16 protein-coding genes and 1 pseudogene are annotated in these 21,573 nt (G+C 60.0%); 7 read left to right on the plus strand and 10 right to left on the minus strand.

The annotated features are described in order from the left end of the window. Positions 1 to 283 precede the first annotated feature (283 nt). The 3 genes from AC6CHY_RS05945 to AC6CHY_RS05955 form a co-directional block, all read right to left on the minus strand. Positions 284 to 1,018, minus strand: a complete 735-nt coding sequence (locus AC6CHY_RS05945; RefSeq protein ID WP_498226020.1) for a hypothetical protein — start codon at positions 1,016 to 1,018, stop codon at positions 284 to 286. 110 nt (positions 1,019 to 1,128) lie between these two features. Further along, positions 1,129 to 1,842 carry a cyclodeaminase/cyclohydrolase family protein gene (locus AC6CHY_RS05950; RefSeq protein ID WP_498226021.1) on the minus strand — a complete coding sequence of 238 codons (714 nt, stop codon included), beginning with the start codon at positions 1,840 to 1,842 and terminating at the stop codon, positions 1,129 to 1,131. Between the two features lie 148 nt (positions 1,843 to 1,990). Then, positions 1,991 to 2,770: a type 1 glutamine amidotransferase domain-containing protein gene (locus AC6CHY_RS05955; RefSeq protein WP_498226023.1), complete on the minus strand. Its 780-nt coding sequence runs from the start codon at positions 2,768 to 2,770 to the stop codon at positions 1,991 to 1,993. A gap of 363 nt (positions 2,771 to 3,133) precedes the next feature. Between AC6CHY_RS05955 and AC6CHY_RS05960 the strand changes: the two genes are divergently transcribed. After that, positions 3,134 to 3,739, plus strand: coding sequence for a hypothetical protein (locus tag AC6CHY_RS05960; protein ID WP_498226025.1), 606 nt, complete (start codon positions 3,134 to 3,136; stop codon positions 3,737 to 3,739). Between the two features lie 246 nt (positions 3,740 to 3,985). On the opposite strand, the gene AC6CHY_RS05965 is transcribed toward AC6CHY_RS05960, so the two are convergent. The 4 genes and pseudogenes from AC6CHY_RS05965 to AC6CHY_RS05980 all read right to left on the minus strand — a co-directional run bounded on the left by AC6CHY_RS05965 (position 3,986) and on the right by AC6CHY_RS05980 (position 9,706). Then, on the minus strand, positions 3,986 to 4,708 hold the full coding sequence (locus AC6CHY_RS05965; protein WP_498226027.1) for an EcsC family protein: 723 nt from the start codon (positions 4,706 to 4,708) through the stop codon (positions 3,986 to 3,988). Between the two features lie 202 nt (positions 4,709 to 4,910). Then, positions 4,911 to 6,440, minus strand: coding sequence for a hypothetical protein (locus tag AC6CHY_RS05970; protein WP_498226028.1), 1,530 nt, complete (start codon positions 6,438 to 6,440; stop codon positions 4,911 to 4,913). A 528-nt stretch (positions 6,441 to 6,968) separates the two neighbouring features. After that, positions 6,969 to 7,169, minus strand: a pseudogene (locus AC6CHY_RS05975) (amino acid permease); the annotation flags it as partial. A 272-nt stretch (positions 7,170 to 7,441) separates the two neighbouring features. After that, the gene (locus AC6CHY_RS05980; RefSeq protein ID WP_498226030.1) at positions 7,442 to 9,706 is read right to left on the minus strand and encodes a coiled-coil domain-containing protein; all 2,265 of its coding nucleotides are present in this window, start codon (positions 9,704 to 9,706) and stop codon (positions 7,442 to 7,444) included. A 353-nt stretch (positions 9,707 to 10,059) separates the two neighbouring features. On the opposite strand from AC6CHY_RS05980, the gene AC6CHY_RS05985 reads away from it, so the two are divergent. Beyond that, the gene (locus AC6CHY_RS05985; RefSeq protein WP_498226031.1) at positions 10,060 to 11,229 is read left to right on the plus strand and encodes a glutamate--cysteine ligase; all 1,170 of its coding nucleotides are present in this window, start codon (positions 10,060 to 10,062) and stop codon (positions 11,227 to 11,229) included. 182 nt (positions 11,230 to 11,411) lie between these two features. On the opposite strand, the gene AC6CHY_RS05990 is transcribed toward AC6CHY_RS05985, so the two are convergent. Continuing rightward, positions 11,412 to 12,875, minus strand: a complete 1,464-nt coding sequence (locus AC6CHY_RS05990; protein ID WP_498226033.1) for an amino acid permease — start codon at positions 12,873 to 12,875, stop codon at positions 11,412 to 11,414. A 299-nt stretch (positions 12,876 to 13,174) separates the two neighbouring features. Between AC6CHY_RS05990 and AC6CHY_RS05995 the strand changes: the two genes are divergently transcribed. Further along, positions 13,175 to 14,554, plus strand: a complete 1,380-nt coding sequence (locus tag AC6CHY_RS05995; RefSeq protein ID WP_498226035.1) for a hypothetical protein — start codon at positions 13,175 to 13,177, stop codon at positions 14,552 to 14,554. Positions 14,555 to 15,261: 707 nt separating this feature from the next. Here the strand turns inward: AC6CHY_RS05995 and AC6CHY_RS06000 are convergent. Then, the gene (locus tag AC6CHY_RS06000; protein ID WP_498226036.1) at positions 15,262 to 15,666 is read right to left on the minus strand and encodes a hypothetical protein; all 405 of its coding nucleotides are present in this window, start codon (positions 15,664 to 15,666) and stop codon (positions 15,262 to 15,264) included. Between the two features lie 30 nt (positions 15,667 to 15,696). After that, positions 15,697 to 16,377, minus strand: coding sequence for a LamG domain-containing protein (locus AC6CHY_RS06005; protein WP_498226037.1), 681 nt, complete (start codon positions 16,375 to 16,377; stop codon positions 15,697 to 15,699). A 175-nt stretch (positions 16,378 to 16,552) separates the two neighbouring features. On the opposite strand from AC6CHY_RS06005, the gene AC6CHY_RS06010 reads away from it, so the two are divergent. The 4 genes from AC6CHY_RS06010 to brxC all read left to right on the plus strand — a co-directional run bounded on the left by AC6CHY_RS06010 (position 16,553) and on the right by brxC (position 21,565). Further along, positions 16,553 to 16,738, plus strand: a complete 186-nt coding sequence (locus tag AC6CHY_RS06010; RefSeq protein ID WP_498226038.1) for a helix-turn-helix domain-containing protein — start codon at positions 16,553 to 16,555, stop codon at positions 16,736 to 16,738. A gap of 83 nt (positions 16,739 to 16,821) precedes the next feature. Then, entirely contained in the window at positions 16,822 to 17,445 is a 624-nt protein-coding gene (locus AC6CHY_RS06015; RefSeq protein WP_498226039.1) for a DUF1819 family protein, read from the plus strand. Then, a complete protein-coding gene (locus AC6CHY_RS06020; protein ID WP_498226041.1) occupies positions 17,442 to 18,056 on the plus strand; it encodes a DUF1788 domain-containing protein in 615 nt (204 codons plus the stop codon). Before AC6CHY_RS06015 ends, AC6CHY_RS06020 begins: the two co-directional genes overlap by 4 nt. A gap of 2 nt (positions 18,057 to 18,058) precedes the next feature. Then, positions 18,059 to 21,565 (plus strand): BREX system P-loop protein BrxC, encoded by a 3,507-nt coding sequence (gene brxC, locus AC6CHY_RS06025; RefSeq protein WP_498226042.1) that lies wholly within the window; start codon positions 18,059 to 18,061, stop codon positions 21,563 to 21,565. Positions 21,566 to 21,573 lie beyond the last annotated feature (8 nt).

Here is a 21,573-nt window from a genome sequence, read left to right on the forward strand (position 1 = left end):
TTGCCGCGAGGTGAAGGCGAGGTGGCCGAACCAGGATGCTGCAAGACGGCGGATAGCGCCCAGGGGAATGCCAGGGCATCGTTTCGGGCCAGACGTGCGCGCCGGACCAACGAGTGCTGTCGAAGACATGAAGACTGGGCCGTGCCCTTAACGAAGAATTCACCGGTTCCCCTCAAGGGAACCGGTGAATTTGTTTGTACTGAAGTGGGCGACCATACCGGAAACGTGGGGCCATGCGCCGCGGGTCCGGGAACCGGGGTTCCCGGACCCGCGAACGAACAAACTACTTCGAGACGCTCTTCGTGGTCGTTGACGATGCCCACGTGGCGGTCGGGACATGCAAGCGGTAGGTCTTCTTCCTCGACTGCTTGATGGTGACAGTGGCCTTGCCCTTGGACAGGTTGACAGTCTTGAGGGTCTTCCACGTCTTGCCGGACTTCACCTGTAGCTTGGCGCCCTTTGCGTTGTACTGCGTGTAGCGGTACTTGTCCGGTGCGTAGACTGTGGCCTTGGCCGTCAGGGTGACCTTGGAGCCCGAACGCTTGGCGGTCAGTGTGCTCTTGGCCTTTCCGCGGACGTAGAACTTCTTGCTGGTGTTGTCGGTATACGAGCTGTAGTCGGACATGTAGTCCTCGAAGTAGCTGTCGTAGTACTTGTACTCCGCATTGAGGTCGGCAGACCCCACCTTGTAGGTGCCAAGGCCCTGGAACGACGGGCAAATCATGGCACGATCGGTGATCTTGCGCCCTTCAAACCAGAGCATCGTGACCAATCCACCATTTCGGGTGACATCAACCGACCCGAAGGAATCGACAAAGTCCGACTTGACCTTGGTGGAGGCCGTGACGGTGAGGTTCCGGCAGTTCGAGTCTGAAACGGTGATGTTCGCGACCTTGTAGCCGGTGATGTCGATGGGACGTTCGCTGGCCTGTGCCGGCGTGGCCGTCGCGAGCAGGCCGACGGCAAACGCTGCGGCGATGCCGAGGCCGGTGCCTCGGCGCAGTACTGACTTGAGCATATGTATTCCCCCAATGGAACGTGCGAGTGGCATGCAGCTAACCACATGCCTGAAACCCAAATCGTACGCAGGTGCCAGGACGGTTTGAAATTGCTGATGCCACGGGGGCGTCACGAATCCGTCTTGTCCGTCACCCGCGCCTGGACGTCGGAGCTCGCTCGATGTTCCACGCCGTCGGTCGGAGCGGCACGGTGGTCGATCTCCGACGTGAGGACATCGATGCGGTCCAGCGCCGTGCTGAAGTCGCCGACGGTTTTCCAGAGGACCGGATGCTGTTCACGGACCTGATCCAAGGTGCTGCCACCGGAGGTCAGGGCAGCGAGGTCGTAACTGACATTGGTGCGCGCGCCGGCCACCGTGGCCCTGAGCGCGCCGAACGCAACGACGACATCGGCGATGAGCGCGGGATTCCCGTTGACGGCGAGCCACGCCAGAGGCTCGATGGCTTGCTGTGCGTGTTGGCCGAGCACGGCGGATGCCGTGGCAGCGTCAACGGAAGCCCGGGCTATGGCCGCATCACGCTCGGGACCAGGCTCCTGGCGAAAAGCCGCTCCGAAGGCCCGGGATGCTGCCGCGTCAGAGTCGGCCAATTGGAGTGCAGACTTCCGCAGTGCCTGGGCCTCTGATCGAATGCGGCCAAGTTCCGCAAGCTCCGGTTCATCGACGGTGCTGTAGCCGGCAACCATTGAAATCAACGACGCTGCGATTCCCAGCATGACCCCGGCTCCGGCACCCCCGCCCGGCGAGCCGGTGGCCTCCTCCAATGCCCTCGTCCATTCCTCAATGGTGGAGCTTTGGGTGGTTATCGCTTCAGTTGCATCCATGCCAGTGAGTCCGCCCTAAGGATCATGCCGCTGCTGTCACCCCCCGTCCCGGGACTGAAAGGGGAGTCGATTTTGATCGTGGAGGAAACGACGCCCGGATGGCCGCCCCGTTCCTGGGGCGGCCATCCATTTTCATGCGTTGGTGGCGTCAGTGCTCGGTGTGGGCTTCGGCTGCCTTCTTGGCGGCCTTCTCCGCGTCCTTCTCGGCACGCAGAGCCTCGGCCTCGTCATGCTCCTCGGCCTTCTCCTGGTGGATGACCTCCGCCAGAAGCTTCTCCATTTCCTTGGCCACGCGTGCCGCGGAGGCGGGGTTCTGGCCGGTCACCAGACGTTCGTCCACTACGACGTTCTCCGTGAAGTTTTCCGCGGGTACATGGGTGGCGCCCTGTTCAGCCAGCCGGTCGGCCAGGAAGAACGGGATGACCTTGTCCTTCCCGACGGCAACTTCCTCGTCGTTGGTGAAGGCAGCGACCCGCCGGTCCTCGACAAGGCGGAACCCGTTGGCCAGTTCCACGTTTAACAGGCCCGCCGGTCCGTGGCAGACAGCGCCGACCACGCCGCCGGTGTTGTAGATGCTGGACACCAGGTTCTGCAGGCCATCGCTGTCAGGGAAGTCCCACATGGTGCCGTGGCCTCCCACGAGGTACACCGCGTCGTATTGGCCGGGGTCAACCACGTCGACGCGGGCCGTGTTGTAGAGGCCGGCCCGGGTGGTCTCGTCCTCCGTGAAGGCAACCTGAATGGGATCTTCCGGGTCCACCGTGTCGCGCGGGGGCTGGCCGCCCTGGATGGACGCGAAGTCGACGAAGTGCCCGGAATCCTTGAAGACCTTCCAGGGGTGCGCAGCCTCGGCCACGTTGTAGCCGGTCTTCTCTCCCGTATCGCCGATCTCGGAAACGCTGGTAAGTACCATGAGGATTTTCTTCATGAAGTGCTCCTTTCGTCCATTGCCCACCCTAGGCGTGTACGTGACCACTGGCCAGCGTCCCGCATGGACTTCCGCCCGATGGACGCCGTCATGAACGTTGGAAGCCACTCAAATCCGGCTGTCGGATACTGGATGGAGCGTTGACGAATCGTTCAATCTTCTGCATACACATGATCGCGTCAGCAGCGGACGGGACGGTCTCGAAGCCCTGCAATGATTGCCTTCTCACATGACGATTTCAGGGCTCTGCGCCAGTAACCTCCGCGGCATTCCGAGGATGGCTGGGATAGGCTCGTTTTGAATTGGAGCAAGCCTTGATTCCAACGGCGAGGGGTGGGGAACTCAATGGAAGTACTGGGCAGCATGAGCCTTGATCAACTCCATACGTATTCCTGGGGGATCGCCGCAGGCTTCATGTTTGTAGTGGGCCTCGTGCGCTGGCGCAGTTTACATTGGACCGCTGTTGGTTCCGTCATGCTTTTCGCAGCACTCAATGCCGGTGCCGGGATCTACGTTTTGACCAATGTCAGTGATTCGCGCTGGTCTGCCGGGGGAGAACCGCCGCTGAGCGCTCCGGAGCTTTCCGGAACGCCTGTCGTGGGGGAGTATTTGGTCCCCCTGGATTCCGCATTGCAGTCAGTGGTCGGCGGCGTGAATGAGTTCCTGGCATTTAAGCAGGCACTTCCCGTAGCGCTGGAATTCCTTGCCACGTCCGGCTGGGCTCTGCTGGCGTCGTTCCCACTGGCGGTTATCGCGGCCATTATCAGTTTCATCCGGGATCGGCGCCGAAAAACGGACTTCGAAAAGTACCGTGCCACCGTTGGCCAGCTCCAGGAGGATCTTGAGCAGGTCAAGCTACAGATCGCTGCTGGCAATTTCGCTGTCCCTGCATATGCAGCAGCGGACGACGTCACCGATGTACTGCCCCGGCTGACAGCGGAGAGTCATCCGGGTGAGGGACGGCGTTAACGTTAGTCCTATTGGTCCCGGATGTTTGGCCTCCGACGATAATCTCGACAGTCGCGAGCCCGTACCTGATGGCACGAAGGCCGAGCGCGTCGAGGTTTTTTCAAGAGTGAGTGTCGGCACGTCCTTTCTGGAGGACCTCAACTCCCGCCAGACCAGCGCCTTGTTCGCCCCGGCTACATTGTTCAATACTTCCGAATGCGGATGGACTGGCGCTTAGACCGCTGTGACCTCCAGAAATCGAATCGATCAGTCGACGGGAAACATTGCCCTCGCAGTGCGGCCGATAACGCTGGTCATTGTCGCGTCCACCGCGCCGCCTACCACTCCGCCGACGAGCGGTAGACCCTTCGCCAAGGTAACGAGAGAACGCTTCGTGCCGTACTTAGCCAAGAGCATGAAGCCGACCTTCTTGTTAATCTCGCGAATCAGCACGATCGGTATTTTCTTGATCGCTTCCATCGCCACCTTCTCGCCAATCTTGATGCCAACAACCTTCGCGACCTGTTGTGCGTTGGAGCCCACCGCGATGAGCGTGGCCACCGTTCGGACGTGCGGATCCTTGGGGTCGTAGCCGCGCAGGTACGCGATGGCGGCTGCCAGTCGTGCATTGATCACGAGTGAGCCTGCCATGTTCGCGGGAACAGTTACTGGCATCGCGATGAACCCACCGAGCCCGGTCACGAAACCGTTGACACTTGCCGCTTCGACCGACTCGACGATAAGCCTCGTGATCGCTTTCTCGATATCGTCATGCTCGTCCGGCCTGACTTTCCGTGTCGGCTCGGCATTGGGCTCGTAGCGGGCACCTTGTACGCGGGCCAGCCGATCTTCTGCCCAGCTAATCGACCCTGTCAGTGGACCGACACCCGAGTCAATCACTTTGCCGACCAGCTTCAGGAGGTGCCCGGACGCCTTTTCCTCGGCAGCCTTCGGTGTCTCCTCTGGTTCAAAGGTGGTCTTGTTGGCCATCGTGATGCCTCTCTGAGTTATTACAGGACTGTACTGAAGGCAGGAATGCCTAGGACGTGCAGACCACCACGAAGGCGGCCAGAATGACGATTACCTCACTTGTAATGAGAACACTGCACTAGACAAAGGGGAAAATCGATGCAGACAATGAAGCCGATTCCCGTTTCATATTTCGGTGAAATATTGGTGCAATCACAATTGCTTATCGAACTGTGCTGGAGACCATCTTGGTCGTGTAGCCGCGCCGGGATCCAGTGACCTTGACGCTTAGGACCTTGCCCCGGTCGCGACTGGTCACTTGGTACGTGGGTTTGGTTGCCTTCGAAATGGGGACGCCGTTGCGATGCCAACGGTAGGAGTACTTTGTCGGCCTGGCTGACCAGGTTCCCGTGCTTGCCTTGAGCGTGCTCCGGATTTGCTGCTTGCCAGAAATCTTGGGGGCCTTTGTCACGGTGAACTTTCCGACGGCCACCTTGGGTGTTGCCGAGCTGGACTTGGGCAGGTCCAGGTAGCCGGATCGCTTGTAGGTGACCTTGACGGAAATCTTTTTGCCGAGGTCCGCAGGTGCCAGGATGTATTTCTTCTTGGTGGCACCCTTGATGGTTTTGCCGTCCCTCAGCCACTGGTGGGATGTCCTGGTTGCCGCGGGGCTGGTTCTTGGCGCAACAGCGGTAAGCGTTGATCCGACTCGTTTGGTTCCGCTGATCCTTGGCGTGGAACCGCCGGTAAATGCGCCGGTGACCTTGTTGCTGGCCGTGTAGGTCTGGGTGGCTGGTAGGTACCATTTGGGTTGGTAAGACTTCCAGATGACCTGTAGCGTCAGCTTTTTTCCGGTGTCCGATACGACGGGTCGATATGATTGCCTCGTCGCGCCCTTGATGGGTTTGCCGGCGGCGAACCATTGGAATGAAGACCGGTAGTTCTGTCTCGACTCGAACCGGATATAGCGACCAACGGCCGCATGGCCACGGAAGAAGGACTTCTCGTTCGTGAGCTGGACAGTATCCTGGATGCGGACTGTTTCCTGGACGCTCAGCAGTGAGGACTCAAGCTTGGTTAGCGGGCCAGGGTTGATGGGTGCATTCCAGTACAGCAATGCGTCCATGGGCGTGTCACCAACAACGGATCCGTTGCCCAGGTACTTCAGGCCGTTCCATTCGATGAAGCTATCGGGCAGGAGGCGTTTGCCGTCGAGACCGATGAACGTTTGCACCGGGAAGGGCTTGTTGGCCTTGAGCGTCCGGGAGATCGATTTTTCCTTGAACGTGCTGACGTTAAGTGATCGAAGATCGGTCAGTGCCGTCAGCGGCCGCAAATCCAACCCGCCCCATGGGGCAAGCATCAGACCATTCAGGCCGGTCATGGTCGCGACCTTGTCCAAGGACTTGATGTCACCGGAAAGTGTCAGATGCCGAAGTTTCATGGGATTGGCAATGGAGTCCACCAGAGACTTGGCATTGTGGTTTCCGTAGTTCGCCCCCACGCTCGTCAGGTTGGGGAAGCGTTTCAGTACGCTGAAGTCATTGATCGCACCGCCCTGAATGAAAATACTGGTGACGGACTGGGGGTTAGGCGTCATTTTCAGTTCATCAAGCGTTGTAGCGTTGTCGCAAAGGATTTCAGGCGGCGAGTAGCAGAAAGACCGGGCAAGTGCAGGGGCGGGCGGAGCCACTCCTACAATGGTGAGTGTTGCAACGCAGGCGATTGCGGCCAGCCGCGTAAATTTCTTCAAGTTTCCCCCAGGAAGATTCAAGTGATTGCTCTATCTTAGGTTGACTTGGAAAGCACCGGGCAACTTGGATTCATCCACGCACTCAACGTCGCATTCGATGACGAGTTTCATGTGGCTGGCACGAACCGCGCAAATATCGCAGTGGCATCAAGCTGGCCAAGGAAGCGGTGTTCCAATTGCGCCAAACCCAGGGCAGTTGTAACACTGCAAAAGCGGCTGAGCCTCGACTTACCCGAAGAACTCGCCACCGAGTTCTATGCCAACGCGGTTCTGCAAAGTAAAACTTAAAGGGAAACGTCATCGCATTCATGTAACGGTCCGTAAATCGTGCGCAGACCATCGAACATCTGGAGAAAACCGAGGTCAGCGATATCCCGGATGGCCGTATTCTCTTAGTCAACAATGGCCCAAAGAAAGTTGCCCCTGAGACTCCCCTCGAAGTTTGGATCCCCATCAAGCCAGCTGGGTCCTACGTGCCAGAATCGGATTGACTCTTAACAAATTTTCGTGGTCCGTAGTGCAGCTGGCGAAGCGCCCGAAGGTACTGGTGCCGCGGGAGAGGATCCAGGTCACCAGGACGCAGACGACGATGGCGGGGATGTTGACGATGGCGCCGCGGCCTTCGTCCACAGGGGAGGCTGCCCAGCCGGGGAGGTCGATGCCGATGCCGGCGAGGAAGGCCGGGAAGTAACCGGGGATGCCGATGGCCACCACCGCCACGATGGCCATTTACTTCGGCAAAGCGCTTCGCCGAGGAAACCCCGCCGGTGGCCCAGGAACCGGCCCTGGTGGATATCACCTTGCCGACCCCTGTGTCGATCACCGGCCCCCGGTACGTGTGGCCCCGTGAGAGCAGTCCTACCGGGGCCACCCCAATCTGTCATGGTCGACCGTGCCGGGCACGCGGGAAGGGACCGGCCATGGCGGCCGATCCCTTCCTGCCCGTCCGAACCGTTCCCGCGGCGGCGATGCCCCGCGGGACGGATCTGTCGGGCGCTCGATCAGGCGACGCAGCCCCCGAGCGCTATCTGCCCGTCGATGGCCCGGATCTGGTTCTGGACCGTGCCGAGCTGATCCTGCAGTCCGATGACGGTTTTCTTCTGCGCTGCAATGGCGTCCTTGTTTGCGCCCTTCTTCGCCTGAAGCGTGCTGAGCTCCGCCTGGGCGTTCGTAACCTGGACGTCGAGCTTGGTCAGCTGAACCTGAAGGTCTTTCAACTGGGTTTCGGTGGCGCTGATTTCACCGTTGAGCCCGTTCAGCTGCGCCAGTAGCGGAGCCACCCTCGTCTGGAGGTCGAGAATTTCGGCTTCCTTCGTGGCGATCTGGCCGTTGAGCCCGGTGAGGTTAGCCACCAGCTTGTCCATGTCGCCATTGAGGGCCGCGATCTCGTCTTGCTTCGCAGCCACCGCGGCGTTGGCGTCGGGTACAGCCTTCGCGAGGGCCGGCAACTGGTCCTGCAGGTCCTGGAGCTCGGCGGCCTTCGTGTCGACGGCGGATTGCGCGGCGGTGTGGGCAGCAGTGGCGCCGTCCAGATCGTCCTTCAGCCCGTCGAGGACTAGCTTCTGCGCGGCGATGGCCTCCTGGCTGGCAGCAAGGCCCTCGGTCAGCGTCGGCAGTGCTGCTTCGAGGTCCGTCAGGACCTGCTGCTGCGCCGTGACGGCAGCCGCGGCGTCGGCCGCGGCTGCCTCAAGCGTGGGCAGTCCGCCCTGCAACTCCGCGAGCTCGTCGGACTTGGTGGTGACGGCACCCCTGGCTGCCGTGTCGGCCGCCTGGAGGGCGGGGATTTGGTCCTTGAGGGCGTCGATCTCGGCTGCCTTCGTCGAGACGGCGTCATTGGCGGCGGTCAGGGAGGCCTGGAGCGGCGCCGCCTGCTGCTGCAGGGCGCTGCTCTCCTGCTGCTTGGTCAGGAGTTGGGAATTGAGGGTGCTGACGGCGTTTTGGAGCGTCGTCAGGTCTCCCTGGTACCCGGCAATCGTGGCGTTTTTGGTGCTGATCTGGGCGTTTACTACTGCCAGTTCGTCTTGCTTGGCCTTCCGCAGTGCCAGCAGTCGAGCCCTCTCGTCGCTGTTGCCTTTGAGGTCCGAGATCTGCTTGGTGAGATCTGTGATGTCGGCTTCCAGCGTTGTCTTGCTGGCGGCCAGCGTCGCGAGCTCCTGCTGCGCCGTCGCAAGCTGGGCCTGCTTGTCCGTGATGTCGGCGTTCTTCGTGGTGACTTGCTGTTGGAGTGCTGCGATTTCCGCCGTCACGGTGGCGAGCTCATTGCTGTTGGCCGTGACCGCCGCGGCAGCGCCGTCGGCAGCGGACCGCAAGGTATCGAGTTCCGCCTGCGCAGTGTCGATCGCGGCGTTCTTGGCCGCGAGTGCATCGGCGGCGTCCAGCGTTGCCGTCTGCAGCGCGGTCAGGTCGGCTGTGGCTGCGGAGATCGCGGCGTTTTTGGCAGCGACATCGGCAGCGGCGTCGGTTGCACGTCCTTGAACGTCGGCCAGTGTCGATTTGGCGTCGCCGATCTTGGCCAGCTGGGCGTCGACTTCCGCCTGGGCGGCGGTGCCCGCCCCCTCAAGGTTCTGCAGTTCGGTCTCGGCGTCGCTGACGGCCTGCTGTGCGCCGCCAACGACGGCTGCGGCAGCCTCTGCCGTGTCGGACAGTTCCGTCAGCTCGCGCTCCGCCTGGGCGATCTCGGTGTTTTTCACCGCAAGCGCTTCTGCTGCCGCGGTTGCGGCGGCCTCGAGTGCTGCTCGTTCGACCTCCGCGGCGCTGATCTGGGCCTTTTTCTCAACGATCCGGGCCTCGACGTCCTCGGCGCTCCGCTGCAATTGCGCGGCTGCCTCCGTGGCCAGCGCTTCCGCTTCCTGCAGCGGTGCCAGCTGGTTTTCGGTGCTCAGCTTTTGCGCCTGCAGCTCCTCGAGCGCACCTTGCGCGGCGAGAACGGCATCGTTGGCGGCGGCTTGCTCGGCCTCAAGCTCGGTGAGGTTCTCACCGGCAGTCTTGAGCCGGGCATCGAGGTCCAGGCCCTCGGCGTCCAGCGCCGCAATGGCTGATTCTGCGTCGGCGATCTGGGCCTTCAGGCTGTCGGCGTTCGCCTGCAATTGCGTCCGCTCGCCCTGGAGCCGGGCGATGATGTCGGCGTTCTTCTTGGCGGACGCCTTGAGCAGGTTCTCTTGCACGGTTCCGCGGTGAGCCAACTGGTTCACCACCCCCGTGCAGATGCCTGCGGCAGCGCCGGTGGAACCGGTGGCTGCTGTTGCCGATGGAGCGAAGAGCAGCATACTGGTCAGGATGCCGGGCACGACGATGGCGGCGGCCAGCCGGCGAGTGAAGACAGAGTGATTCGACGGATTGAGCATTGAGTCCCCCCAAGGACTTGGAAAAATGCGGCCCCCCTGGGCCGAATCGGTAATGTCGACTCTAGGTGCGGGGGAAGGCCATCCGGCAGGGTCGGTCATACTCGATTCTTGGTTTTTGCTACCTGTTTTTCCCCCGGGTGTACTCAGTTTTGGCGTGGGACTACTTGTGTCGGACCTGGAGGATGTCGTCGTCCAGGCACCGGACCTGCGACGGCTAGATGTCCAGGCGTCTAGGCGTGGAATCCGCTGTCGCTTGCGTAGTCCACAATTAGCAGGTGCGTACCTTTGGTGTTGAAGAAGAATTCCTGATCGTGGATCCCGTCAACGGGGTCCCGCTACCCCTGTCCGCGGAGGTGATGGGCCTCCACGGCGCAAGCTCGCGGGCGACCGGCTCTTCCTCCCGGCAGATGCTGTCCGCGGAGCTGCACCAGGAACAGATCGAGGTCATCACGCACCCGCACAGCACCCTGGAGGGTCTGGCCACGGAGATCCTGGACGGCCGCGCCTACGCCGACGCGCTCGCCCGAAAAACGGGTGCGAGGATCGTCGCACTGGCCACCTCTCCGCTGGCGGTCTCGCCCCATCCCACCAGGAACGAACGCTATGACGCACTGGTGGAGAAGTATGCCCTCACGGCTCGCGAGCAGCTGACCTGTGGACTCCATGTCCACGTGTCAGTCGGCTCGGACGAGGAGGGCGTGGCCGTCCTGGATCGCATCAGGTCTTGGCTGCCCTCGCTTATGGCGTTGAGTTCGAATTCCCCGTTCTGGAACGGCCAGGACAGCGGCTACGCCAGTTACCGCACGCAGGCCTGGAATCGGTGGTCCTCGGCCGGGCCGATGGAGGTCTTTGGGTCGGCGTGGGCCTACCACGCGCTGGTGGCGGACATCTCGGCCACCGGGGTGGTCATCAACCCGGATTTTGACGCCCGTCTCTCCGCCCGGCACCCCACCGTCGAGATCCGGGTGTCCGATGTTTGCCTTGATCCCAGGGATACCGTTCTGATCGCAGCCCTGGTGCGGGCCTTGGTGGAGACAGCTGCCCGGGAGTGGAATGCCGGGGTGGAACCTGACAGGGTTCCGGCCATCGTCTTGCGGCAAGGGGTCTGGATGGCCAGCCGGTGGGGCGTCCGCGGCGAACTGCTCCACCCCGTAAGCCACAGGCCGGACACCGCACGACACGTCATCTCGGCACTCCACGACCATGTCCGGGATGCGCTGGACGAGTCAGGGGACGCGGCCTACGTCGTGGAAGCACTTGACAGGGTCCTCGGCAACGGAACAGGGGCCGACAGGCAGCGGAAGTCCTACGAACGAAACGGGCTTCTGGCAGACGTCGTCACCGAGGCCATCGGCGAGACCCACCAGGAACCTGCCGATCACCAATCTTCGGGGAACGGTGCACCGAGTTGGACATGGAATCCGTTGGCCGAGGCAGTGGCATAACCGTCAAGGGCGGCATTCTGACGGGGGAGTGCCGAAAAACCGATGCCCGGGACTCGCCTGCACAGCCCCGAAAACATGTGGGGTCGATCGGGCGGGTACGGAAAGTGACGGTATTTAACTGTCAGATTTTTGGTCTTCAGATGCGCGGTGGGGGATCGATTGAAGGGATGCTCCACTGAGGCCTAGGTTTCCCCGTGCGGCAGCACCACTCGTTCGTCGTGGCGCGGGCTGTCCGGGTTCATGAGCGAGTGCTTACGGCCGTAGAAGAAGTAGATGGCCAGGCCGACGACCAGCCAGACCCCGAACCGCAGCCACGTCTCCCAGTGCAGCTGCAGCATCAGGAACCCTGAGGCCAGCACTCCGAATGCAGGGACCACCGGCATAAAGGGGAGCCGAAAGGTGCGGTGGGCGTCGGGCTTCTTGTAGCGGAAGATGATGACGGCGAGGCAGACCACCACGAAGGCGGCCAGGATGCCGATGTTGGTCAGGTCCGCGACGGCCTTGATCGGGAAGACGCCGGCCAGGAACGCGGAGGCGATGCCGGCGATCCAGGTGACGCGCTGCGGTGTGCCGTGGCGGTCGGTCTTGGCGAACCAGCCCGGCAGGAGCCCGTCGCGGCTCATGGAGAACCAGACGCGGGTCACTCCCAGCAGGAAGGTCAGCATCACGGTGAGGATGGACAGGACCGCGAACACGGAAATGATCGTGGCGATGACCGGAAGCCCCACGCCGTTGAACGCGGAGGCGAATCCGGCTGTCGGGTCGATGTCCCGGTAGTTCTGCATTCCGGTGAGCACCAGCGTAGCCGCGACGTAGAGGAGCATGGCGATGATGAGGGAGAGGATGATGGCCTTGGGCATGTGCTTCTTGCCGTCGGTGGACTCCTCGGCCGCGGTGCTCATGGCGTCGTAGCCGAAGACCGCGAAGAACACCGTCGCGGCTCCGGCGACGACGGGTCCGAATCCGCTGGGCATGAACGGGTTGTAGTTCCCAGTGTTGATGTAGAAGATGCCCAGGCCGATGATGAAAAGGATCAGGATGACCTTGATGGCGACGGCCACCAGTTCGAAGCGCCCGAAGGTGCGGGTGCCGCGGGAGAGGATCCACGTCACCAGGACGCAGACGACGATGGCAGGGATGTTGACGATGCCGCCCCTGCCCTCGTCGGCGGTGGAGGCTGCCCAGTCGGGCAGGTCGATGCCGATCCCGGCGAGGAAGGCGTCGAAGTAGCCGGAGATGCCGATGGCCACGACCGCCACGATGGCGATGTATTCGAGCAACAGGTCCCAGCCGATGAACCAGCCAATGATCTCCCCGAGGGCCACGTAGCCATAGGTGTAGGCGGATCCGGCGCGCGGGATCATGCCGGCGAACTCGGCATAGGACAGGGCGGCGGCCGCGGATGCCAGGCCCGCGATCAGGAAGGAGAATAGGACCGCTGGGCCGACGCCGGGCTCGGTATCGCTGCCGTGGGCCACCAGTCCGGCCAGGGAGAAGATACCGACGCCGATGATGCCGCCGACACCGATAGCTGTCAGTTGCCACAGTCCGAGGGACTTGTGCAGGCCGCTGTGCTTGTTCTCTTCCTCGATTTCATCGATCGGCTTCCGCCGCATGATTGACTGCGATTTGTCTTTGCCGTTCATGAGGGACTCCTGCGTTGACGTGTCCAGCATTTCGGCCGCCTCGTGACGCAAGCGGTCTCGTCAACCCAGTATGTGATCCGGTCATCCAATTTTGAAGACCTGCAAAGCATGTGGTCCGAATGGGGTAGGTCAGTCGACGCCGTTGATCGTCAGTCGCAGGGTCACGTTGCTGTCCTCGTCAGACTCTTCGCGGGCGTCGGGCTTGAGTGGGACTGCGTAGGAGCCGTCGGTCTCTTTTAGCGAAGAAGCGCCCGCTAGTATGATTTCAGTTCGGCGGAATCGTGAGGCGCTAATACTCCATGAAATCTTGGACAGGTGGGGGAAATATGTGGACTGGGTCTTATGAAAATGAACTAAACCAATGGGGGGTTGGTCACGGCGGATTCTTCACACAGCGCGTTGAGTTCATCAGCTATGAGCGCACCAATCTACAGAACCGAATCCCAGCGGGGACACTGAACCTGATCTACGATTGCGGTTCATCGAACGGTAAACAGCCAACTCAAACGTTAAAAGAAGCAATCAAACAGTATTTGCTCTGTCTAACTAGGCATGAGGACATCGATTTGTTGGTGATTTCCCACTTCGATCTGGATCATGTCAACGGCCTAGAGTATTTGGCCAGCAATCTGAGAAGCGCAGGACACAGCGTAAAACGGGTCTGGGTTCCCCAACTGGATTCGCTGACTGCGGTGATTTTCGCAGCAACGGCACCCAGCTCCCTTGGATTGGGGTATCCGCAGCTGCTACTGGATCCGGAACGGGTGTTGGTCGAACTGTTTCCGAATGCGCAGATCTCTCGGCTCGGTCCTACTACTGAACAGATTGGTCACGAGCCTCCCGAGCCCGTGGACGATCCTGAAAGAACCTTCGAGCCCGTTGGCCTCACAGTGGCCGATTCACCACGCGGCGGGATCGTGGTCCAAACAGGCAATGTTCAAGGAAGTTTTACAAGGAGAAGCAGCGCGACCGGCCACGCTGGAGCCACAGCTCTCTGGGAAGTACGGCCATACGTCCTTGAATCGACAAATGTAGCTGCCGCCGAAGTTCGCGCCCGCGTGGAATCTTTGATTGGACACGGAGTAAGAGCAGCCACAGTTCAAGACATCCTTACGATACGGGGTGACAAAGAGTTGATGGATGACTTTAATGCTGCCTTAAATGCGCACCGGAGGAACGGTCGAAACACGACCTCGGCGCAACGGAGAAAGGGTGCTAGGACGAATCCAAATATGTCCTCGATTTGCGCATATTCGGGTCCCGTATCCCCATTTGATTGGTGCCGTCACAGGGCCGGCTGGAACGCAGACCCGCTCGGCCAGCCGTGGGCAGTGCCCGTAGCCCCCGCCTGGCTTGGTACCGGGGATGCGGGGCTGCTTCATACCCTCGATGTCCAGCATCTTGTCAGCATACTCACTCCACAGCGGCTAGACCGTGTAGGTATTGCCTCGGCACCCCATCATGGATCCCAGAGCGACTCGGGAGTAGATTTCTGGAACGAGTTGCCTAATCTACGATTTGTCACCACGGAGGCCAAGAATATACATGGATCCAATGGTGGAAACAACCATCCACACATGGCAGTCCTGAAAGAGTTGGCTCAACGAAATATTAGTCACCGAGCGGTGACTAAGAACTTGAGTCATACATTTCACTGGATCGACAAACGGCTGCGGTAGACATACATAGCCTATGATGCAAGGAGGGAACTTTTCGTTGGCCACGCGATCGTACTAACTTGCTCTGTGACCGCGATACTGCTCCAGCCTGACGCTGTAGGGGCGGCGCAAATTGCCTCGGTAACAGGCACTGACCCTTGCCACGAACCCTTGTCAGGCTATGGTGAGGCGCAGGGCTCGCAAATCAACATCTGGCTAGGTATTACGTTCGAGCAATGCAAATTGTTGGACGACGTCGTTTTCTACGGAAACAACGGTTGAGACAAAACGGCCAATCCGATGAAATGATGCCACGCTTGTTGGCTGAATGCGCACTGGCAGGCTTGTCGCTGAAACAGATCAAGACCGCGATGGAATCCATCGGGTACAGCAAAAGCAGCGCCCATCAACGGGACCGGTGGGAATCGAAGAGAACCACTGGGAAATTCGGCCGCTAACGTAACTCACCTTCCTGACAGACACGCCACTGCGGTCATGACTGGCGCCTAGATGCCGCGGTGGAGATCGCCCAATGAAATGCTGTGCGTCGGCCTGGGTTTCTGCTGACGGTGGCACCAGGTGTTCATCATGACGTGGGCTGCGAGTATTCATGACCGATTGCTTGCGGCAGCCGGAGAGATAGCTCGTTAGGCCGGCCACCCGACAGATAACAAACCGCAGTCCCGTCTCCCTATTCAGCCAGACTGTCAGCGGCGTTCTCTCTGAATTCACTTACTGTCGCGGTAATCGTAGACAAGAATCCGTAGACGGTCGAACCACTTTGATGTGTGAATGATTCGGTTGAATTCACCTTCTCGACTTGACATAAGTTTCAAACGCGACAAGCGGCTGAGGTCCTGCCAGTCGCCTCTCAAGACGTACAGGGCGCTACCCACGTGGGGGTTTTCAAACGCAACGAAATCAGGGCCGCATTCATAGCCGACATATCGCTGCATGCCAGACGATCCCAACCACTGCTTATCCGGCTGAAGAGATTCGACCTTTGCGAGGCGGTCAATCATTATTTCGATGTCGCGGGTCGACGATGTGCCGCCGACGGTACGGATCACGTATTCACGCACTTCATCCAGAGTACCAGGAGGCAACGGGTCCCATTTAAGGGCGCCGTTCACGCGGCGGAGCCCTCCGTTGTTCGTTATGCCTTAGTTCTTGTGGGGCTCCCACCAGCCGGGCGTGCCTTTGGCCTCGCGGAAGCTGGCAGGCACCGCCGTGCCGTCGCCGTCGTTCCAGATGGTGGCCAGCTCGTCGCCGGTGAGGACGCGGTTCCACAGCGCGGCGTCGTCCAGCGCGCCCTGGAAGAACCGGCCGGCTTCGCGGTCGGAGCCCAAATGCAGGCCGTCGGTCCGGGCAAGGGTGCCGGTGCCGGCCTCCTGAGGGTCGACGAACTCCGTGATCTCTTTGCCGTCAAGGTACAGGTGGGATGCGCCGGTTGCGGCATCGTAGGTGAGGGCAGCGTGGTGCCACTGGCCTGCGGCGGGCGCGACTCCGGACTCGGCGACCACCGACGTGCCGTCCGTTTGAACGGAGTGCGCGAGGTTTCCGGCCTCGGCAAGTGCCAGCGAAATGGCTCCTGAACCGGAGGACTCCAGCAGGGGCTGGCGGGCGCCGAGTTGTTCGGGCTTGAACCAGACGGACGCGGTGTAGGACGGGGAGTCGTCCGGCAGCCGGAAGGAAGAACAAGCGCTCTTTGATCCGTTTGTGAACGTGTGTTCAAAGTGCCGACAAATGTTGCCCCCGATGGGACCGTGGCCATGAAGGCGCACTTTCGGCTCACTCGGGCGGGAATGGGCAGCGCAAGGATGCACTATTTCGATGATGTGCACGGATCGGGGAAGCTCTACATCGGCTATGTGGGCGCCCACCTAACCAACACTCAAAGTAACTAATGCAGTCGCGCAGACAAGGGATGAACGGTTATTCAGCGGTTTAAGCCGAGCGAGACAGGGTTTGTCCGGTATTGTTTGCTTGACGGGTAAAGAATTTCAGAAGGGCGCATTCATGACGGAGCCGTGGCTGTCTGCGGAGGATATCGCTGACCATCTCGGCGTCGCCAAAGACACCGTTTATAGCTGGATTGCCGAGAAGGCCATGCCCGCCCACAAGATCGGACGCCTGTGGAAGTTCCAGACCAGTGAAGTCGACGACTGGGTGCGTAGGGGTGGTGCGTCTGTCGATGGAAGCTAAAACGCGCCTTCAACGTCGAATACAAACTATGCCGGCAGCCCCTGCTTACCACGATTTATTGCCTGGAGCAGAGAGGAGGCACTTTGAAAGAGCCCGCCCAAACGTCAGCACGCTACGCGCTGTCTTTCACTAGCGGTGGCCTTTTGGCCCGTGAAGCAGAGCTGATCACATCCCTGTACTTGCTGAGTGGAGATTGGAAAGCAGTCCGACGAACTGTGATCGAGCAGAACCTATTACAAACCCGCACTTCGTCGTCGAGCCTGCGACTCTCCCGCGAGGTCATTCAGCGTCTCGATGTGCTTAGTGAAACTGAGCTGGAACTCCTCGTCGAGTCGAGTCTCACCGAGCGCTGCCACCTCATGTGGATCGCTGCCTGCCGTCGCTACGACCTCATCGGCGAATTCGCCGAAGAAGTCCTCCGTGAACGTTTCCTGCTGATGACGCCGACGCTCGGCATCGAGGACTTTGACCGGTTCCTCACCGGTAAAAGCCTGTGGCATCCCGAGCTCGACGATCTCACAGGCTCCACCCGCGCCAAGCTCCGCCAGAACATTTTTCGGATGTTGTACGAGGCCGGGCTCCTTAACAAAGAGGGCGACATTGTCCCGGCCGTGCTATCCGGACGAATCTTCGACCTCTTCCAGGCTCGTACCCCGAGCGACGTGCGTTTCCTACCGACCAACTTGCCCACCGAGGTGAACCAATGATGAAAACTGTGGCCGAACGAAACCTTCAAAACGAGGAAACGCACGTATATGAGGTGCTGCGCAGCCAAAGGTTCCTCAAAATGGAAGGGCTCTCCAAAGAAGTTCCCTTCTTCATATACCCCTACCCTCCGGCCTGGGCGTTAGATGTGGAAGCGGCACGGGGCCGCATAACCACCAAGCTTCGCAGCGATGACGGGCTAAGCGTAGTCGAGATCAATCTCTACGACCTCGCAATCCGGCTCCTGAACGAGCGAGGTGTGTGGGAACGGCTCCTCGAATTGGAACCTACCCAGGATAAGTACGAGTTCCGCGAGATTCTTCAGGGAATGCTCGACCCCCACGACCACCTCGCACCCGCGATCCGCGAGTACCTGGTCGAGAATCCGAGCGACATGGTTTTCCTCACCGGCATCGGTGAGATCTTTCCCTTTATCCGGACCCACACGGTGCTGGAGAATTTGCAAAGCGTCGTGGTCGGAAGGCCAATGCTTGCGTGGTTCCCGGGGACTTACGAGTTCACACAGATAACTGGCCACCAACTCCGCGCCCTTAACCTCACCACGAGCGACAGCTATTACCGAGCCAAGGACATTCTGGAACAGGAATCATGACGATGACCCAGATCAACAAAATATTCGCCAAAGACATCCAGCGCCCCATTGAAGGTGTCATCAAGGCAGATGACACCTCCCAGCTCGGCGTCGAGGTCGAGGAGTATGTTCTCACCAACGAAGCCTCCAAGGGGTTCGAACAGGTTCTTGAGGCCTACACGAACTACACCAACGCTAATGGCGTCTGGATCTCCGGTTTCTTCGGATCCGGAAAATCCCACCTGCTTAAGATGCTTGCCCATCTCCTAGGCGACATCGACGGCCACGACTATTCTCGTGGAAAGGTGTCGGAGTCTTTCCGTGCCAAGGCGGACGACGCGTTCCTTCCCCCGCTGATCGTCAAAGCTGACAAGATCAAGGCCAAGAGCCTGCTGTTCAACATTGACCAGAAGGCCGTCCACGGTAGCTCAGATCCGAATGAAAGTTTGCTGAAAGTTTTCGTTAAGGTTTTCGATGAGTCACGTGGCTACTTCGGGAATCACGGGCACATCGCCCGGTTTGAGCGTGATCTTGATAATCGCGGCCAGTATGAAGACTTCAAAAACGCGTTTCAACGCATTGCAGGGATCAAGTGGTCGCAAGGCCGGGAGCAAAGTGCGATGGAGGCAAGCAACATCGATAAAGCCTTCGCTGAGGTCAATGGTAGATCCAGTCCGGGCATTATCCGTCAGTACAACACCTCGTACTCGGTGTCGATTGACGACTTTGCCAAGGACGTTGCAGTTTGGCTGGACCAACAGTCCGAAGGGTTCCGACTTAACTTCTTCGTCGACGAGGTCGGACAATTCATTGGTACCAACACCCAACGCATGCTGAATCTGCAGACCATCGCCGAGTCGCTCGCGACAAGGTGTAAGGGCCGTGCGTGGATCTTCGTGACCTCCCAAGAAGACATGGAGAAGGTCGGTGGGGATCGCACCAAGACCCAGGCCAACGACTTCTCCAAGATCCAGGCGCGCTTCGCGAACCGGCTCAAGCTGACTAGCCAGGACGTAGAAGAGGTCATCCGCAAGCGCCTACTCACTAAGAACCTTGCAGGGGCCGTTGAAGTCGGTAAGATCTACGCGGCCGAGCACGCGAACTTCAAGACGCTCTTCGACTTCGTCGACGGTGGACGATACCCGAACTATCGAGACGAGGAGCACTTCGTCGGTGCCTACCCGTTCGTGAGTTACCAGTTCCCGCTCTTCCAGTCCGCGATCGAGGGGATCTCGGATCACAACTTCTTTGAGGGCCGCAATAGTTCCGTCGGTGAACGCTCTATGCTGGGTGTTGTGCAAGAGGTCGCTCAGCAGCTCGTAGGAGAGTCCCTCGGGAAACTCGCGTCGTTTGACCAAATGTTTGCAGGAATCCGTGCCTCACTGAAATCGGCAAACCAACGCGCCATCTTGAACGCCGAAAACAGCGGGAAACTCAGCGAACTCGCGATCCGGCTGCTCAAAGCGATGTTCCTTGTGAAATATGTTGACGGGTTCAAGGCCACACCGCGCAACCTGACCGTGCTCGTCTACGACCGGTTCGGCACGGACCTGACCGCGCTGTCGAAAGATGTCATCGAGGCCCTTGCCGTGCTGGAGGCCCAGACCTATATCCAGCGCAATGGTGACGTGTACGACTACCTCACAAACGAAGAGCAGAAGATCGAGCAGGAGATCAAGAACGTCGATATCGACTCTTCTGAGGTTTCTGCGAAGCTTTCCAAGATGCTCTCCGAATCGGTGGTGAAGACCAACAAGGTCATCTACGCGAAGAACAACCAGAACTTCCCGTTCGGGTATAAGCTCGACGGAACGCCGGTGGGTAAGCAGTACGAACTCTCGCTGCATTTCACCAGTCCCGACACCGACTTCAGCCTGGATCAGATCAAGGCACACAGCGCGGGCCTCGATGAGTTGCGAGTGGTGCTCCAGGCCGGCAGCGAACGCATCCTGTCCGATCTCAGACTCCAGCTCAAGACCGAAAAGTACGTCAAACGAGCCCAGACGAGCAGCCTCACCGCGATCGAACGAAGTATCTTGCAGGCCAAGGGCACGCAGAACGCCGAGCGCGAGAAGGAGATCGTCGAACGCCTCCGTGCTGCGGTCGGTCGCGCAACCCTCGTTCACAACGCCGGCATCCTCGATGTGTCGTCAGTGGATCCGGTGACCCGAATCAGCGATGGCTTCCAGCGGCTCATCGCGGCGACCTACCCCAACCTGGGGCAGCTCGGCGGTCACGTCTTTGGCGAGCAGATGATTGAGGCTCTTGCCAATCCGGTCGAGGGCGGGTTGATCGACACGTCCTTCAGCTTGCTCCATGTACCAGGTGGGGATTTGCTGGGGTATCTGGAAATGCGTGGCAAACGCCACGAGCAGGTCACCATGAAGCTTCTGGTCGATAAGTATACGACCAAGCCGTACGGCTGGGACCAATGGTCGATTGCCTCGGTCGTAGCGTACCTCGCCGGTGAATCCCAGATCGAGATCACCTTGGACGGGAACCTCCTGAAGCGCACCGAGATCGGCAACGCGTTGCGCAACACCCAGAAATATCCGCACATGGTCGTCGCGCCTCAGCGCGTGTTCGATCAGAAGATCGTCACGGCCTTCCGCAGATTTGTTGTGGACTTCACGGATGAGGGCGCGATTCCGAAGGACCCGCTTGAGCTTGCCCGCGTCGGGAAGAAACTTCTCGAGCAGAAGCTCCTTGAGCTGAAGACGCTCAGTGCGGGGGCACGTTATCCGTTCATCGATCAGCTGGATGGGCCCATCAGTATGCTCACGCAGCTGTGTGATCACCCGGCCGAGTGGTACATCGCCGAGTTCGCCGACGCGGACGATCTCCTCGAGGCGAAAGACAACGTGATCGACCCGGTCAAGGCGTTCCTCCACGGTGTGCAGTGCAAGATCTACGACACTGCCTCAGCGCTCATGCAGACGCATAAGTCGAACCTCGGCTACCTGCCCATCGATGCCACCGATGAAGTGTCGCTGTTTCTCGAAGACCCGCAGGTCTTCCGGGGCAACAAGATCAGTCTCTTGAATTCTGCAACCACGGCCCTTGAAAGCCGCATCTGTGCAGCCATCGAAGAGCATCGGACTGCGGCGATCGCTGACATTAATGCGCGCTGGGAGCAAGTCCCAGCTAGCCCGGCCTATCTGGAAGCGACCACGGCCGCACAGCAGTCAGTCACCCGTAAAGCCCAAGCGGTAATCGACTGGGTGCTGCACGAGGCCCAGATCCCCGTCATCGGATCTCTCGCCGCGAAGTTCGCTGCTACGACTTATCCCGAGATCCTTGACGAGCTCGCTGCTGCTGCCCTCGCACCCGAATCCGGGGGCGGCCTAGGCCCTGACGGCCCCACTCGGCCCGCGCCGGCACCGGTGAAGCAGACCATCGCGATCCAGAATCTCATTCTCCCCGGCGCAGGTAACGTTCTTGAAACAACACCCGACATCGAGCATTACCTCGACCAGCTCCGGGACACGCTGGTGGCCATGATTAACGACAACAAGCGCATTGCGCTCTAGGCAAGTAG

Source organism: Paeniglutamicibacter sp. GQ140, from assembly GCF_059759235.1.